General features: G+C 58.1%; 15 protein-coding genes. 13 read left to right on the forward strand and 2 right to left on the reverse strand.

Annotated features, from left to right (window positions below; all coding sequences use genetic code 11):
• Positions 1 to 56 precede the first annotated feature (56 nt).
• The 13 genes from AAC126_RS09780 to AAC126_RS09840 all read left to right on the forward strand — a co-directional run bounded on the left by AAC126_RS09780 (position 57) and on the right by AAC126_RS09840 (position 13,335).
• On the forward strand, positions 57 to 1,358 hold the full coding sequence (locus AAC126_RS09780) for a glycerate kinase (RefSeq protein ID WP_339852754.1): 1,302 nt from the start codon (positions 57 to 59) through the stop codon (positions 1,356 to 1,358).
• A gap of 72 nt (positions 1,359 to 1,430) precedes the next feature.
• Entirely contained in the window at positions 1,431 to 2,846 is a 1,416-nt protein-coding gene (pyk, locus tag AAC126_RS09785; RefSeq protein WP_339852757.1) for a pyruvate kinase, read from the forward strand.
• Between the two features lie 41 nt (positions 2,847 to 2,887).
• On the forward strand, positions 2,888 to 3,832 hold the full coding sequence (pyrF, locus tag AAC126_RS09790; protein WP_339852759.1) for an orotidine-5'-phosphate decarboxylase: 945 nt from the start codon (positions 2,888 to 2,890) through the stop codon (positions 3,830 to 3,832).
• 515 nt (positions 3,833 to 4,347) lie between these two features.
• The gene (locus AAC126_RS09795; RefSeq protein ID WP_028464257.1) at positions 4,348 to 6,819 is read left to right on the forward strand and encodes a heavy metal translocating P-type ATPase; all 2,472 of its coding nucleotides are present in this window, start codon (positions 4,348 to 4,350) and stop codon (positions 6,817 to 6,819) included.
• A 58-nt stretch (positions 6,820 to 6,877) separates the two neighbouring features.
• Positions 6,878 to 7,303 carry a Cu(I)-responsive transcriptional regulator gene (gene cueR, locus AAC126_RS09800; RefSeq protein WP_036552900.1) on the forward strand — a complete coding sequence of 142 codons (426 nt, stop codon included), beginning with the start codon at positions 6,878 to 6,880 and terminating at the stop codon, positions 7,301 to 7,303.
• A gap of 130 nt (positions 7,304 to 7,433) precedes the next feature.
• Positions 7,434 to 7,637, forward strand: a complete 204-nt coding sequence (locus AAC126_RS09805) for an SHOCT domain-containing protein (protein ID WP_193174018.1) — start codon at positions 7,434 to 7,436, stop codon at positions 7,635 to 7,637.
• Entirely contained in the window at positions 7,634 to 8,113 is a 480-nt protein-coding gene (locus AAC126_RS09810; RefSeq protein ID WP_339852762.1) for a cytochrome c, read from the forward strand. Before AAC126_RS09805 ends, AAC126_RS09810 begins: the two co-directional genes overlap by 4 nt.
• A gap of 473 nt (positions 8,114 to 8,586) precedes the next feature.
• On the forward strand, positions 8,587 to 8,952 hold the full coding sequence (locus AAC126_RS09815) for a hypothetical protein (RefSeq protein ID WP_339852764.1): 366 nt from the start codon (positions 8,587 to 8,589) through the stop codon (positions 8,950 to 8,952).
• A 210-nt stretch (positions 8,953 to 9,162) separates the two neighbouring features.
• Positions 9,163 to 10,260 (forward strand): YncE family protein, encoded by a 1,098-nt coding sequence (locus tag AAC126_RS09820; RefSeq protein WP_193174002.1) that lies wholly within the window; start codon positions 9,163 to 9,165, stop codon positions 10,258 to 10,260.
• A gap of 88 nt (positions 10,261 to 10,348) precedes the next feature.
• Positions 10,349 to 10,630, forward strand: coding sequence for a DUF2933 domain-containing protein (locus AAC126_RS09825; RefSeq protein ID WP_339852769.1), 282 nt, complete (start codon positions 10,349 to 10,351; stop codon positions 10,628 to 10,630).
• On the forward strand, positions 10,623 to 11,288 hold the full coding sequence (locus AAC126_RS09830; RefSeq protein ID WP_193174003.1) for an isoprenylcysteine carboxylmethyltransferase family protein: 666 nt from the start codon (positions 10,623 to 10,625) through the stop codon (positions 11,286 to 11,288). Before AAC126_RS09825 ends, AAC126_RS09830 begins: the two co-directional genes overlap by 8 nt.
• Positions 11,285 to 12,001, forward strand: coding sequence for a TVP38/TMEM64 family protein (locus tag AAC126_RS09835; RefSeq protein WP_084608016.1), 717 nt, complete (start codon positions 11,285 to 11,287; stop codon positions 11,999 to 12,001). Before AAC126_RS09830 ends, AAC126_RS09835 begins: the two co-directional genes overlap by 4 nt.
• Positions 11,998 to 13,335: an APC family permease gene (locus AAC126_RS09840; RefSeq protein WP_193174004.1), complete on the forward strand. Its 1,338-nt coding sequence runs from the start codon at positions 11,998 to 12,000 to the stop codon at positions 13,333 to 13,335. The genes AAC126_RS09835 and AAC126_RS09840 overlap by 4 nt, the downstream gene beginning before the upstream one ends.
• A gap of 74 nt (positions 13,336 to 13,409) precedes the next feature.
• Here the strand turns inward: AAC126_RS09840 and AAC126_RS09845 are convergent, their stop codons facing one another.
• On the reverse strand, positions 13,410 to 13,874 hold the full coding sequence (locus AAC126_RS09845; RefSeq protein WP_339852776.1) for a copper chaperone PCu(A)C: 465 nt from the start codon (positions 13,872 to 13,874) through the stop codon (positions 13,410 to 13,412).
• Complete coding sequence (locus AAC126_RS09850) at positions 13,871 to 15,112, reverse strand: hypothetical protein (protein WP_226887017.1); 1,242 nt, start codon at positions 15,110 to 15,112, stop codon at positions 13,871 to 13,873. The genes AAC126_RS09845 and AAC126_RS09850 overlap by 4 nt, the downstream gene beginning before the upstream one ends.
• Positions 15,113 to 15,340: the final 228 nt, after the last annotated feature.

A 15,340-nucleotide genomic window follows, 5' to 3' on the forward strand; every position in this document is an offset into this window, starting at 1 on the left:
GCAGGCCACAAGATTAGACTCCGGCCTCTTTTCGGGGGATTGGTCGGGGAATGGGTATGGCGTCGCAGGTCGTGTTCTTGAGGGAATTGTTTGATGCCGCCGTTGCCGCGGCGGACCCGGTCCGCTGCCTGCGGCCGTTCCTCGACCGGGTGTTCGAAGAGCCGGTGAAGGGCCGCATCGTCATCCTCGGCGCGGGCAAGGCAAGCGGGGCGATGGCGAGGGCGGTTGAGGATTATCTTGTCGAGACCCTGCCGGGGCGCACCTTCGAAGGGCTTGTCGTCACCCGTTACGATCATGCGGTGCCGTGCGAGAAGATCGAGATCGTCGAGGCCGCCCATCCGGTGCCGGACGAGCAGGGGCGTGCAGCGGCCGCCCGCATTCTGGAGATTGCCGGAACGCTCGGTGCCGATGATCTTGCCGTCTGCCTGATCTCGGGCGGCGGCTCCGCGCTGCTGACGGCGCCGGCGGAAGGTCTTTCCTTCGAGGAGAAGCAGGATCTGAACGGGGCGCTGCTGAAATCCGGCGCGACCATTCACGAGATGAACTGCGTCCGGAAGCATCTTTCCGCGATCAAGGGCGGCAGGCTGGCAGCGGCGGCTGCCCCGGCCCGGCTGGTGACGCTGGCGATATCCGATGTGCCCGGCGACGATCTGGATGTGATCGCCTCGGGCCCGACCGTGCCGGACCCGTCCACCCTGGCGGATGCCCGGGCGATCCTGGCGAAATACAGCATCGATCTGCCCGAGCATGTCGCGGCATTGCTGATGGATGCGGCCTCGGAGACACCGAAAGCCGGCGATCCCGCTTTCGAGCGCACGGAAACGCATCTGGTCGCGGCACCGCAACGCTCGCTGGAAGCGGCGGCGGAGCATGCGGCGGCGAAGGGGTATGGCGCACTTATTCTCGGCGATGCCATCGAGGGGGAAAGCCGGGAGGTGGCGAAAATGCACGCCGCCATCGCGGCCCAGGTCGCCCGGCATGGCCAGCCTGCGGGGGCGCCCCTGGTGCTGCTTTCCGGCGGCGAGACGACGGTGACCGTGCGCGGCTCCGGCCGGGGCGGGCGTAATGCCGAATTCCTGCTCTCGTTGCTTGTCACCCTGCAGGAGCGGATGCCCGATTGTCGCCACAGGATCTCCGCGATTGCCTGCGATACCGATGGTATTGACGGGACGGAAGACAATGCGGGCTGTATCATGAGCGGCGAGATTTTCGACCGTCTGGAGGATGGTCTCGACGATCCGAAACCCTATCTCGCCGATAATGACGGATACGGGTTTTTCGAGAAGGCCGGTGGCCTTGTGATGACGGGGCCGACTCTGACGAATGTGAACGATTTTCGCGCCATCCTGATCGAGTGACCGGAGCGACCGTCCGTCGATCCTCGTGAATGACGATTTGAATTGTAACCGTGGTCGCGTTTAACTGGCATCATGAGAAGATATAGAAAGACGAAGATCGTCGCGACCCTGGGGCCGGCGAGCTCAACCCCGAAGCGCATCGAAGAGCTCTTCCGGGCCGGGGTGGATGTTTTCCGCCTGAATTTCAGCCATGGCTCGCATCGCGATCATGCCGAGCGCCTGCGGGTGATCCGGGAGCTTGAGAAGGCGACCGGCCGGCCGATCGCGGTCATGGCGGATCTACAGGGCCCGAAGCTCCGTATCGGAAGCTTCGCGGACGGCAAGATCGAATTGAAGGCGGGCGCCAAGTTCCGCGTCGATCTGGACCGGGCCCCCGGTGACCAGAAGCGGGTCTGCCTGCCGCATACGGAAATTTTCGAGGCGCTGGAGAAAGGCACCGATCTGCTGCTGGATGACGGCAAGATCCGGCTCACCGTGACCAAATGCGGTGACGGGTTCGCCGAAACCAAGGTGATCACCGGCGGGCCGCTCTCCAACAACAAGGGCGTCAATGTTCCCAATGTCATGCTCGGGCTCTCGCCCCTGAGCGCCAAGGACCGGACGGATCTGTCCTTCGCTCTCAGTCTCGGCGTGGACTGGGTCGCGCTCTCCTTCGTGCAGCGCCCGGAAGACGTGGCGGAAGCGCGCAAGCTGATCGGCGACCAGGCCTCGATCATCGTCAAGCTGGAGAAGCCCCAGGCAATCGACCGACTGGAGGAAATCTGCGAGCTGACGGACAGCGTCATGGTCGCGCGCGGGGATCTCGGCGTGGAGATGCCGCCGGAAAAGGTGCCGATGCTGCAGAAGCGCATCATCAAGCTGTGCCGGACGCTCGGCAAGCCGGTGGTGGTGGCGACGCAGATGCTGGATTCCATGGTGAGCAGTCCGACCCCGACCCGGGCCGAGGCCTCGGACGTGGCGACGGCGGTCTACGATTCCGCCGATGCGGTCATGCTGTCGGCTGAATCGGCGGCGGGCGAGTATCCGGTCGAGGCGGTGGAGATGATGAACCGCATCATCCGTGAGGTCGAAGGCGACCGGGTTTACCAGCAGATCATCAATGCCAGCCATGATGAGCCGGAGCCGACGGTTTCCGACGCGATCACGCTGGCGGCACGGCAGGTGGCCGAGACGGTCAATGCGTCCTGCATCGTGACCTACACGACCTCCGGCTCGACCACGATCCGCGCTTCGCGGGAACGCCCGGCGGTGCCGATCCTCTGCGTGACCGCGAATGAGCGGACGGCACGGCGTCTGGCCATGGCCTGGGGCGTGCACGCGGTGCATGTCGAGCAGGAACAGCGCTTCTCGGCTGTGGTGAAGCGGGCGGTCGAGGTGGCGAAAGCGGCGGAATTCGGTGGTACGGGCGACAAGATCGTGATTACCGCCGGGGTCCCGATGGGCACGCCGGGCTCGACCAACGTGCTGCGGGTCGAACGCATTCCCTGAGCCACATTTTGTGGCATAGCCTCTGGACAGGGAGAAAGGGTTTGCCTTACAAGCTGGAAACTTCTCCGGAGATTTCCATGCAGCATTTTGGCGATGCCCTGATCGAACGCGTGCGCGCGCTCGGCAATCCGCTTTGTGTTGGCCTCGACCCTTACCTCGACCGTATTCCGCCCCTGTTCCGTGACGGCGACATGTCGCCCGGCAATCCGCTGACGGCACCGGCGGTGGAAGCCTTCCTGAAGGCCGTGCTGGACAGGGCGGCGGGCAAGGCAGCGGTGGTGAAGCCGCAGATCGCTTTCTTCGAGCGGATGGGCTGGCGCGGGATCCGGGCGCTGGAGGAGGTTTGCTCCCACGCCCGCAAGTGCGGCATGCTGGTGCTGCTCGATGCCAAGCGCGGCGATATCGGCAGCACGGCGGACGCTTATGCCGGGGCTTATCTCACGGATGACGCCCCGCTGCCGGCCGATGCCCTGACCCTCAACCCCTATCTCGGCATGGATACGTTGGAGCCGTTCTTCACGACGGCGAAGGCGCATGGGCGCGGCCTCTTCATCCTGGTGAAAACCAGCAATCCGGGATCGGGGGATTTTCAGGACCTCAAGATCGGCAATCGCAGTCTCGCCGAGACTGTCGCGGACAGGCTGAACAGCCAGGCGGAAGCGCTGACTGGCGGGGAGACCGGCTGGTCCTCCCTCGGCGTGGTCGTCGGCGCGACCTATCCCGGCGAAGCGGAACGCATCCGCCAGATCATGCCGCGCACGCTCTTCCTGGTGCCGGGCTATGGCGCGCAGGGCGGAGACGCGGCCGGGGCCGTGAACGGCTTTGTCAAAGGCCCGAACGGCCTCGAAGGCGGGATTGTCAGCTCCTCGCGCGGCATCCTGTTCCCGGCCAGCGGCGATACCGCCAGCGCGGCGGACTGGGAACGCGCCATCGACGCGGCCATCGGGCAGGCCGTCAGTGAGCTCGGCGAAGCTGTCTCGGCTTAAACTGCGGCGACAGGGTTTGATCCGGTTGAAAAACCGCTCAATTTGATTCCTGTAAGGGTAAATCGGATTGCGCTGCTATAGCCGGAGGCCAATGTCCGTTTAACCTCCAGCCGTGGTGAATCAGCCCGCAAGGCGGCTGGCCGTTTTCGACCCAAAGCGGGCAGTGGTGCTGCGCGATAGGGATCGTTTCGGCATGGGCGGAGACCCGCTTGCGGGGCTCCGTGGAGCGACCGAAGGACGCGGAATAGAGCCCGGACCCAACGGGGATCGCCAAACAAGCCCGGATAAGATCGAAACTTATAACGTCATAACGCATTGATAGTATTATTAATTTTTTAAAAACTTCTCATAATTTAAGCAAGCAGCCCACAGTTAAGGCATGTTCTTACAGCTGCCACCAAAAACCATCGATCTAACTATCTAAAAAATTCCCATCATATCTCTTGACCCTCCACCAACTGGAAGGACCAGAGTCAATTATCATCAAACTAAATAGATCTGGAAGCGAGCAGACTATGGTCAATTTGTCGTCAGAAACGCGGAGTTCCGGGAAGACGATTGTTACCCGGGATCCGGTGTGCGGCATGATTGTCGAGCATAGAAAAGATGATCTGACACTCAATCATGCGGGTCACCTGTATCACTTTTGCAATCCAAAATGCCTGACCAAGTTCCAGTCCGACCCCGAGAGTTATCTGAGGAGCGAGGACCCGGTCTGCGGCATGTCGGTTGACCACTCCAGTGCCGCGCATATGCAAAAACATGGCGGGGAGAAATTTTATTTCTGCTCGTCCTTGTGCGAAGACAAATTCCTGGCAGCTCCCGATACATATATGACCGGCAGGCCAGCGCATGAGCCGATGCCGGAAGATACCCTCTTCACCTGTCCGATGGATCCAGAGATCATTCAAGAAGGCCCCGGAGACTGTCCGATCTGCGGCATGGCGCTTGAACCGTTGTTGCCCTCGGCCGACGCGGGCCCAAACCCTGAACTGATCGATTTCACCAAGCGATTCTGGGTTGGTGCGATCCTGACTCTACCCGTTCTGGTTTTGGCCATGGGGCCACACTTAGGCATACCGGTTCGCGAATGGCTCGGCGAACAGATGGCGAGTTGGGCTGAACTCGTTCTGGCAACGCCGGTCATACTCTGGTCCGGCTGGCCATTTTTCGTGCGTGGCTGGAAATCGTTCCTCTCCCGAAACCTGAACATGTTTTCCCTGATCGCACTCGGTGTCGGGGCGGCATATGGTTTCAGTTTGATTGCAACGATTCTGCCACAGACGTTCCCCGATGGCTTCAGAAACAGTGACGGGTCGGTCGGTGTCTATTACGAGGCCGGAGCGGTCATCGTGATTCTGGTTCTACTCGGTCAGATCATGGAACTGTCCGCTCGAGAAAAGACGTCGGGAGCAATCAAAGCCCTGCTGAGCCTTGCGGCAAAGACTGCGATCATTGTCCGGGACGATGGAACAGAGGAAGAGATTGATCTTGATCAAGTGGTCGTCGGCAACCGGTTACGCGTCCGACCGGGAGAAAAGGTTCCCGTCGATGGCGTCGTCCATGAAGGTCGCACATCGATTGACGAGTCGATGATCTCCGGCGAGTCTATTCCCACGGAGAAATCATCCGGAGACACCGTGACCGGCGCGACGATCAACCAGTCGGGTTCGATCATCATGGAAGCGCGTCGCGTCGGCAAGGACACCCTGCTCAGCCAAATCGTCGACATGGTGAGTCAGGCGCAACGCAGCAGAGCGCCGATTCAGCGGCTAGCTGACACCGTGGCCGGATGGTTTGTCCCTGCTGTCATCTTGATAGCGGCCACGGCTTTTGCTGCTTGGTCAATATGGGGCCCGCCACCGGCCATGGCCTATGCATTGGTTGTCGCCGTTTCGGTGCTGATCATTGCTTGCCCCTGTGCGCTCGGGCTCGCAACGCCGATGTCCATCATGACTGCGACGGGCCGAGGCGCAGAAGCTGGCGTGCTTATCAAGAACGCCGAGGCTCTCGAACGGTTTTCCGCTGTCTCTATACTGGTTGTGGACAAGACGGGCACTCTGACCGAGGGGCGCCCAAAGCTGGTTGCTGTGGAAACTGCGGAAGGATTTGACGAAACTGAGCTTCTGACGCTCGCGGCAAGCCTGGAGCGCGGCTCGGAACACCCCCTTGCCGAAGCCATCGTGAAGGGCGCAAAGGAAAGAGGTCTTACTCTACGCTCTGTCGGTGAGTTTGAAGCAATCACGGGTATGGGGGTGGTCGGCAGTATCGACGGAACTGAGGTCGCTCTCGGCAACGAAAGACTTCTTTCAAAACGAAACATTGAAACCGGAGAACTGGGCGAGGCGATCAAGGCCCGTCAAAATGACGGCGAGACAGTGATGTTCGTCGTAATTGACAAAAAGGCGGCCGGTCTTATCGCAGTGGCAGACCCGATAAAGGAAACTACACCGGCAGCACTCAAGGCGCTGCGGGATGCCGGGCTACGGATTCTTATGGCGACTGGCGACAACGCCAGGACCGCGAAAGCGGTCGCCGATCGCCTTGGAATTGCGGAGTTTCGCGCTGATGTCTTGCCGGAAGACAAGGTCAACATCGTCCGGGAGCACCAAGGGCAGGGCCAAAAGGTTGCAATGGCTGGCGACGGTGTGAACGACGCGCCGGCGCTGGCACAGGCGGATGTCGGCATTGCAATGGGTACCGGAGCCGATGTTGCAATCGAGAGCGCTGGATTCACGCTGGTAAAGGGCGATCTACAGGGCATCGTACGAGCGCGTCACCTGTCGACGGCGACGATGCGAAATATCCGTCAAAACCTGTTCTTTGCCTTTATCTACAACGCAGCCGGCGTGCCGATCGCTGCGGGTGTGCTCTATCCTGTTTTTGGGATTCTGTTGTCACCAATCCTTGCGGCGGCGGCCATGAGCCTTTCGTCGCTTTCCGTGGTCGGCAACGCGCTGCGTCTCAAACGAGTCCGGCTAAAGTAAGGCTACGTGGCACCTTACTGGGCCGCACACACCGGCGCTTACAGCTCGTGAGGAAAAAATGAGCATTCTCAAGAATATAGGTCAAGCATCAAGGGCGTCGAACCTGCCGGTCAAGACAATCCGCTACTATGAGGATATCGGTTTGGTTGTGGCTCCACGCTCCGAGAACGGTTACCGGCAGTATGGAGACATCGAGATCCACAAATTGCGCTTTGTTCAAAGAGCCCGGAGTCTTGGTTTCTGCGTCGATGATTGTCGAACGCTTCTGTCGCTTTATGAGGACTCGGGGAGGAGCAGTGCCGACGTGAAGAGACTTGCCCAGAAAAACCTGGATGAGATCGAGGTGAAGATCGTCGAATTGAGAAATCTCCGTGAGGTTCTTGTTCACCTTCTCGATCATTGCGCTGGGGACGATCGCCCTGAATGTCCGATTATCAACGATCTTTCCGGCGACGGTAGCTCCGGGAACCTTATACGTCACTAGGCTCACGCACACGGGAGGACAAAACATGCTAATCCGACAAGGTATCTGCAGCCTAACTGCTTTAGCTGGATCAGCGGCCCTCGCGCGCACCGCGACAGCAGCTCCAGGCGACGGTTTCTACGGCGAACACATGATATACGGCGGCTGGTTCATGGGGCCATTCATGATGCTGGTCGCGCTTGGACTGATCATTGTCGCAATTGTTGTCGTCAGCCGCTTGTTCGGGTCTGGAAGCAGTGCCGGCTCCGCCTTGCGCATCCTTGAAGAGCGTTTCGCACGAGGGGAAATCGACAGAGAAGAGTTCGAGGATCGAAAGAAGGCTCTTTCGCGGTGAAAGCCCGAAACATCGTACTCGGGGCCGCTGCGATCGTCGCGATTATCGGAACCGGCTTGGCCGCTTTTTATTGGCAGGGACAGAACAATACGTCGGCCCCCGCGTTGGATACCAACAATCCGGAACTCGTGACCGCCGGGAAAATCATCTACGCCGAACATTGCGCAGTTTGCCACGGACAGAATCTGGAGGGGCAGCCGTCCTGGAGACAAAGAAGAGCGGACGGGCGGCTACCCGCACCGCCTCACGATAAGAGCGGCCATACGTGGCATCACCCGGATCGCATCATCTTCGAACTGACAAAATTCGGTCCGACCGTTTTGGTGGGTAACGGATACGAGAGCGACATGCCCGGCTTTGACGAGATCCTCGACGATCGAAGCATCGTCGCCGTGCTGTCTTTCATCAAGAGTACCTGGCCACGGGAAATTCAGCAAAGGCAACAGAAAGTCACGCGTTCGGACAAGGGAGAATAATATGCGAGTCCTTACATCGACTGCGATTGCGTTAGTGGTTCTGTCCACTTCCGCATGGAGTCAGGAGGTCAGACAACCAGACCTGAAAGGTGCGGCAGTATTTGGGAAAATCGCTTACGACAAATTCTGCGCAGCATGCCATGGAATAAATGGCGTGGGGACCGACAAGGGTCCTCCATTCCTGCATCGTGTATATGCGGCGGGCCACCATAGCGACGAATCCTTCTATCTCGCAGCCCTACGCGGCGCACGAGCCCATCATTGGCGGTTCGGAGATATGAAGCCCGTTAATGGCGTGACCGAGAAGCAAGTCGAGATGATCGTTAAGTACGTTCGCGCTCTGCAACTTGCAAACGGGATCCGGTGAGAGAATGGGGGGTAGCGAAAGTGTTTCTGTACGCTTTCTTCTTGATCTGGATCAAGGCACCAAACGCTGAGATTGTCCAAGGTACTCGAAAATAGGAAGATAGAGAATGCTTGGCATTTTTGGCAGACAGAGAGCTTATTGGGCGGCACCACTTTTCGTCGCAATGGCCTTTCTGTCTCTAATTGCCAACAAAGCTGTCGTGATCGATCCGTGGGAATCCCAAGCGCATCATACCGAGTTGACCGTGCAGGATTTTGACGAACAGGACACTGATTCAGAAAACACTTCTCCCTCCGATCCGGAGGTGCGTTGTCATCTCACATTCGCTTGTCTGACTTTTATTGTCGCGAATGATGTTTTGCGGCTTTTCCATTTTATTTCGAGACATTTCCATTCCCAGTCGAATTTCCTTGGTGACGGATTGGCTGTGACTGGCTTGCTCAGGCCGCCATCGTTGAGCAAATCGGTCTAATGGCTTTTCCGAAGGCTTGGCCAATTGGCGAGCCGTTTGATGGGGCTAAGGCGTGCCTCCGTAATTCCGGGCCGCCTGGTCTCTGCCAAACAATCTGAAAAATATACAAGGACCTGATCTCTCAGGGGGGGTGAACTCTGAGGGTCACGACCAGAATCCATGGAGTGAACGATGTCGTCGAGATTTTCTCAGCGATCCCGGTGCTGTCTCGTGACAGCGAGTTCCTTTGCTAGCGCTTTGTCATCTCACCTGAAATCCACATTCTCTAAGCCATTTGGGGCGATCATTACTACCGCTATGCTAAGCGTCACCTCCAGTTTGGTTTATGCCCAGACGATTTATGTCCCGGAAGGGAGTGCCGATTCGGTTCTCGTAGTCGATGGTGCAAACGGATCTACGATCCGCCGAATTGACGGATTGGAAGCGGTCCACGGTCTGTCCGGGACGGCGAATTCCGGCGTTCTCGTCGCCGGAAGTTTCATAGAAACGGACAAACCCGTGGAGGCTCCAGCTTCCGTAACTGCTGGCGAGCATACTGCCCATCATGGGGCCTCTGGAAAATCGATCGGGCCAGCCATTGCAGGTATCAGCATCCTCTCCATCATCGACCGAGCTTCAGGAACTATCATTCGTCGATTAGAAGTTCCCGGTGCAGTACATCACACGGCGATGTCCCCAGATGGCCGCTATGCAGTTGCCACCCATCCGGGGGCCGACGGCATCTCTATAATCGATTTGAGCAACTATGAGGTCACCGGATGGGTTCCAACCGGCCCGATGCCTAATTACTCAATCATTGACCAGTCATCCCAAACGGCCTTTGTGACGAACACCGGGAACGGGACTGTAAGCGAAGTCGATCTTGCGCGCGCATTTGTTAGGCGCAATTTTCTCGCAGGAGAAGCGCCTGAGCATATGGCGTACGGACTGGGTGCCGGAACTCTTTACATCGCAGATTCCGGCACAGGCCGCGTCATCGAGCTGGATGTCAACACCGGTAAAGTTCTCCGAGACATTGCCATCGATAGTGAAGTTCACGGTCTCGATCTGTCAGATGACGGAAAACGTCTGTTTGTCGCAGTTACAGGAAGCGATGCCGTTGCGTCCATAAACCTAAAATCAGGCTCAATTACGACCTACCCCCTAGGTTCCGAGCCATATCACGTGACCACGATTCCGAATTCTGGTCAGGCTCTAGTCTCATCCAGAGCTAACCCAGAAGCTTGGGTGGTCGACATCTCGAGCGGCGCAGTGGTCAAGAGGTTCCAACTCTCCGGAGTGGGGCATCAAATGGTCGTAGTCAGATGAATGGTGGATTCGATACCGGATCTACCCTTCCTCAGTTACTCGAAGCACATTGAACGACAGCCTCGGAGCTGTCGGTTGGATGGTATAAATGAACTCCTTGTTTAATCGCAGGTCTATTGCTTACGCAGGATTTATTCTAATCGCCGGATACTTCCTCTGGACAGAGCACTCGGCCCACATTCAGTTAGCCGTACCCTACCTCCCCTATCTCCTACTTCTTGCATGTCCGTTGCTTCATGTTTTCATGCATGGAGGACACGGGCACGGCAACGAAGCTCCGGCCGATTCCGATCACAGCCCCGGATCGAAAAAAGGAAACGAAACACCGAGATCATTCGGCGAACAAGCCGGGGAGCGGAATAATGACTGAGCCGCAGGCTGACTACGGATTGTGGTCATTGGTGATCATCAATTCGGCCGTGTTTATCATTTTCGCTTTCAGCTTCTTCAAACCGCAGACGAAACGCGACTGGAGGTCTTTTGGTGCCTTCAGCGCCTTTTTGATCGCTCTATTCACGGAGATGTACGGGTTTCCTCTGACCATCTACCTGCTGTCAGGCTGGCTGCAGAGCGCCTATCCGAATATCAATTGGCTCGCTCATGATTCGGGGCATCTCCCGGAAATGATATTCGGCTGGGAAAACAATCCCCATTTTGGGCCGTTCCACCTTCTAAGTTTTCTCTTGCTCGGCATCGGCTTCCTTCTCCTATCAGCAGCATGGCCCGCCCTCCATCAGGCGCAAAAGGAGGGAAGGCTCGCCGTAGCCGGTCTCTATGCGCGTATCCGGCATCCTCAGTATGTCGGTTTCGTCGCAATCCTGACCGGGTTTCTCGTCCAATGGCCGACGCTACTCACCATCGCGATGTATCCCGTTCTGCTGTTCATGTATTGGCGCCTGTCACTGTCGGAAGAAAAGGCCGCCGAAGCCGCCTTCGGCGAAGAATATCGCCGCTATGCCGAACGGACACCCCGTTTCATCCCACGCTTCGGAGATCCGCTTCCATCGAGTGGAGGCCCTCAAAATTGACCTTCGGCTATCGCTTCACATTGCCGGTCAAACACATAGCTGCAACGGTCACGGTCATATCCATGGCCGGACTACTCTATGCGCTCGCCTCAGCGGTGCCTTGGTGGTCCGCCGACCAAATCGTGGTCAAGATCGCGGATACCGGTCAATGGGGTCCAGTGATTCTCATGCTCATCATGGCAGCCGCTGTCGTGTTCAGCCCCATACCAAGCGCCCCGATCACATTGGCGGCGGGAGCGGTCTACGGGCATCTATGGGGCACTATATACGCACTTGCTGGTGCCGAGATCGGCGCACTAATCGCATTCGAACTCGCCAGACGGTTCGGGCGAGAACGGATTGGCCGCTGGATCGGGACGATCTCGCTTCCGCGAACGGTGAACTCCCAAGTCGGCCTCACCACGGTCGTATTTATCGCCCGCTTGCTGCCGGCTGTGTCCTTCGACGTGATCAGCTATGCCGCAGGCCTCACTCGCTTGGATCGGTCGTGGTTTGCCCTCGCGACCGCCGCCGGGATGATACCGGCGACGTTCCTGCTATCGCATACCGGCGCCGGTCTCAGGGCGATAGAAGATGACGGTATGGACATCCTTTTCAGTCTCACGGGGCTCGGACTCTTGTCGGGTATAGGCATCATTTTCGGTCTTTGGAGAACCAGGGCCGGAAGCCCAGAAACCTACGCGCAAACACTTGAGGAGAACTCGATCAAATGAACAGCGCCAAAAACGAAAAACGCGAAGCAAGCTATCAAGCCGACTCATTGTCACTCGGTGGCGCCGTCGCCATGGGAACCGGAGTCATGATCGGCGCCGGGATCTTCGCCTTGACGGGACAAATAGCAGAACTGGCAGGGCCTTTGTTTCCTCTGGCTTTCATCGTTGGGGCCATAATCACCGGGTTCAGCGCCTACAGTTACATCAGCATGTCGAACGCTTGGCCCTCTTCCGGCGGGATCGCAATGATCCTGCAAAAATGCTACGGACCGGGGGCAGTCGCCGCCGGCGCCGCGCTCCTAATGGCGCTGAGTATGGTTATCGCCGAGAGTCTCGTTGCGAGAACTTTCGCGACTTATGTGCTGCGCCCCTTCGATATCGCGGACGGACCGTTGGTGCCGATACTCGCGGTTGGGGTCATCGTGTTCGCATTTCTGATTAACATTGCCGGAAACCGGTCCGTGGGGTTGTTCTCGATCTTGATGGCCGCTGTCAAGATCGGCGGTATTGCCCTGTTCGGGATCGCCGCACTCTGGTCAAGCGGCTTCAGCTTTGCAGCCTCTTCCTCCAATCCCGGAAGCTCGTTCGGCCCGATAGGTTTCGTCGCATCTGTAGCCTTGGCAATCCTAGCCTTTAAAGGATTCACGACCATCACCAATAGCGGTGCCGAAATCACGAACCCGCATCGCAATGTGGGCCGCGCTATCATGATCTCGATCGCGATTTGCGTGCTAACCTATCTTTTGGTCGCTTTCGGGGTCGGCTCGAGCTTAAGCCTCGACGAAATCATTGCTGCAAAGGACTATTCCCTAGCCGAAGCAGCCGAGCCGGCTTTTGGCAATACCGGCTTTTATATGACCGTGCTCCTCGCAGCCGTCGCCACTGTTTCAGGCGTCCTCGCAAGTGTCTTCGCCGTATCCCGCATGCTTGCCATGCTGACGGACATGAAGATGATCCCCCACAGCCATTTCGGCATGTCCGGGACAATCCAGCGACACACGCTGGTCTACACCGTGGTGATCGCGTCGATCCTCGCTGTTTTCTTTGACCTGAGCCGGATTGCGTCACTCGGTGCATTCTTCTACCTCGTGATGGATATGGTGGTGCATTGGGGTGTGTTCCGCTTCCGGCGCCACGAGACCGGAGCGTCGGCGCCGGTGTTGCTGCTGGCGCTCGGATTTGACGGCACCGTGCTTGCTGCATTCACTCTGATGAAGCTGGATACCGATCCAATGATCGTGTTTTACGCGGCCGGGGCGATTATCTCGGTCTTTGTCTTCGAGCGGTTCTATCTGGCTCGTTGGCTGGCTCCGCAAACCGAACACAGCCATTGAGGATGAGGCTTCGTGACAGGGCGACCCGCTAGGCCGAACGCTCCGCCTCCAAAGCCATCGACACCCGTTGAGCGTTACGGATGGGCGTGGGCGACGACGGGAATGCTGAAGCTGCGGAAGTGAAGGGTCAGATGAACCGTGTCGCCATGACTGATCGGTTCCCGGACATCAAGCAGCACCGCTTCGACATGCGAGGTTCCGAGGTCCAGGCGTTCGCGATCCAGAATCGCCAGCTCGGGGACAGGGCTCATTCCGGTGATTGGAAAGCGCAGCCGCAAGGCACCGGACGACGCTGTGCCGGAACTCACCCCGGTGAGCGTGAGCGGCTGCCCGCTCTCATTCTCAATGGCGAACTTGACACGCGCCGAAGCCCCTTGCGTGGCAGGTTCGACGGAGAGCTGCTCAATGGAGATGGCATCGAAGACATCTTTGGAGATGTCCGCATTCGCTTGTCCGAAGCCCTCTGAAAACATCAGGGAGGCAAATATGGCGAGCCCGGCGCGGAGAGCCGGTTTTCCCTTGATGACATCCAGTCTCATGCTGTCCTCCGCTCCATGTTGCCAAGATCCACAAGTTCTTCGTCACCGCTCTGGTGGCGGGTTTCGTGAATGAAGTCCTGAAGTGCTGCGTAGCGAATCTTCACATCTTCAAGGATTTGATAATGTTGAAAAAGCTCCCTCAGAGGTGCTGAGATGTCCTTGTAGGCGGCAAGCGCGGCGACAAGCGCGCCAATCGTCAGGCGACCCTCGAGGACAAGGTACCCTCCGATGGAGTAGAAGAAAAACGGGGTGAGCGAGGTCAGGAAGTTGTTCAGCGCTTTCTGGAAGAATTTCCAGCGGTAGATCTTTTCACGCACCTCCTCGAGAAACCGGATCCTCTTGCGTATGGAGAACCGGATACCGGACGAACGCGGGGCGCCACTGTCCTGCAAAACAGCTCCAAGCTCTCGGCCGAAGGCCCGGGTTCCGGAAACTCTCGTTCGTGTCAGCGCGTTCACACGCCGCTGGATTTTAGGGATCAGTGCAAGCTGAACCGGCAGCAGGGTCAGGGCGGCTGCGCCGAGTACGGGGTCCTGGAGGAACATGAAAAACAAGATTGTCGCCAGAGTCCCGCCCTGGAAAACGGGAACAGCGAACGCATCGGCAGCAAATCCGCCTATCGGCTCAATTTCCTGTGTGATCAGTGGGATGACTTCGGTATCTCGCTCTCCGTGAGCCCTGCGCTGCCAATGCCGGAATATGGTCAGGCGAAGGCGACGGAGAAGGCGCTCACCGACACGTCCTTTTCGAACATTGAGCCAGTACTTGGCGAGGCCGTTTGCGGCAATGGCGAGGAGATACAATCCGCTGAGCACGAATAGTAGGGTCGTTTCCGAGAAGCCGAACCGGTCGATCACTGATTCCGGTCTAGCCTCCGATAGTGCGTTATTGATGATCAGTTTCGGCAGTTCGAGCGTGGCATACAGGATGGGAAGCGAGAGGAGGCCGGCTGCGATCAGCATTGCCTGTTTCCGTGCCGAGTAACTGAGCACGAACGCATATATCCCCGCTTCACCCTGCGCATAGGTTCGCTTGGACGGGAGTGATTTTGCCCTTGCGCGCGCATTGTTCCAAAGCGCCTTGACCAGGAAATATAAACCCACGGCAACCAGGGCGAGCGGCGCCCAGACCAATACGACATGCATTACCGGGTGCAGCCACATAGGGACCGATGGTCCTATCTTGTGGCCCAGTGCATGAATGATTTCGTCCAGGAACGGATGCCGGGGATCGATCATCTTCAGGGTTCTCGCAGTATATCGGTATTTTGGGTTTCAACTACTCCGGCGAAGTGGACCGCCGGAGTAGTCGATGAGATATACAGGTCAGAGCATGACCCGGAACCCGACGACGAAGGAAACCACGTCGTCATCCTCTCCCTCGTCCCGGACCAGCCGCCCGCTTTCGCCGAGAGTCCGCTCCCAGTGAACGCCGACATATGGGGCGATGGCCCGATCAAGCAGGTC

The organism is uncultured Nisaea sp. (genome assembly GCF_963974195.1).
Lineage (GTDB): Bacteria > Pseudomonadota > Alphaproteobacteria > Thalassobaculales > Thalassobaculaceae > Nisaea.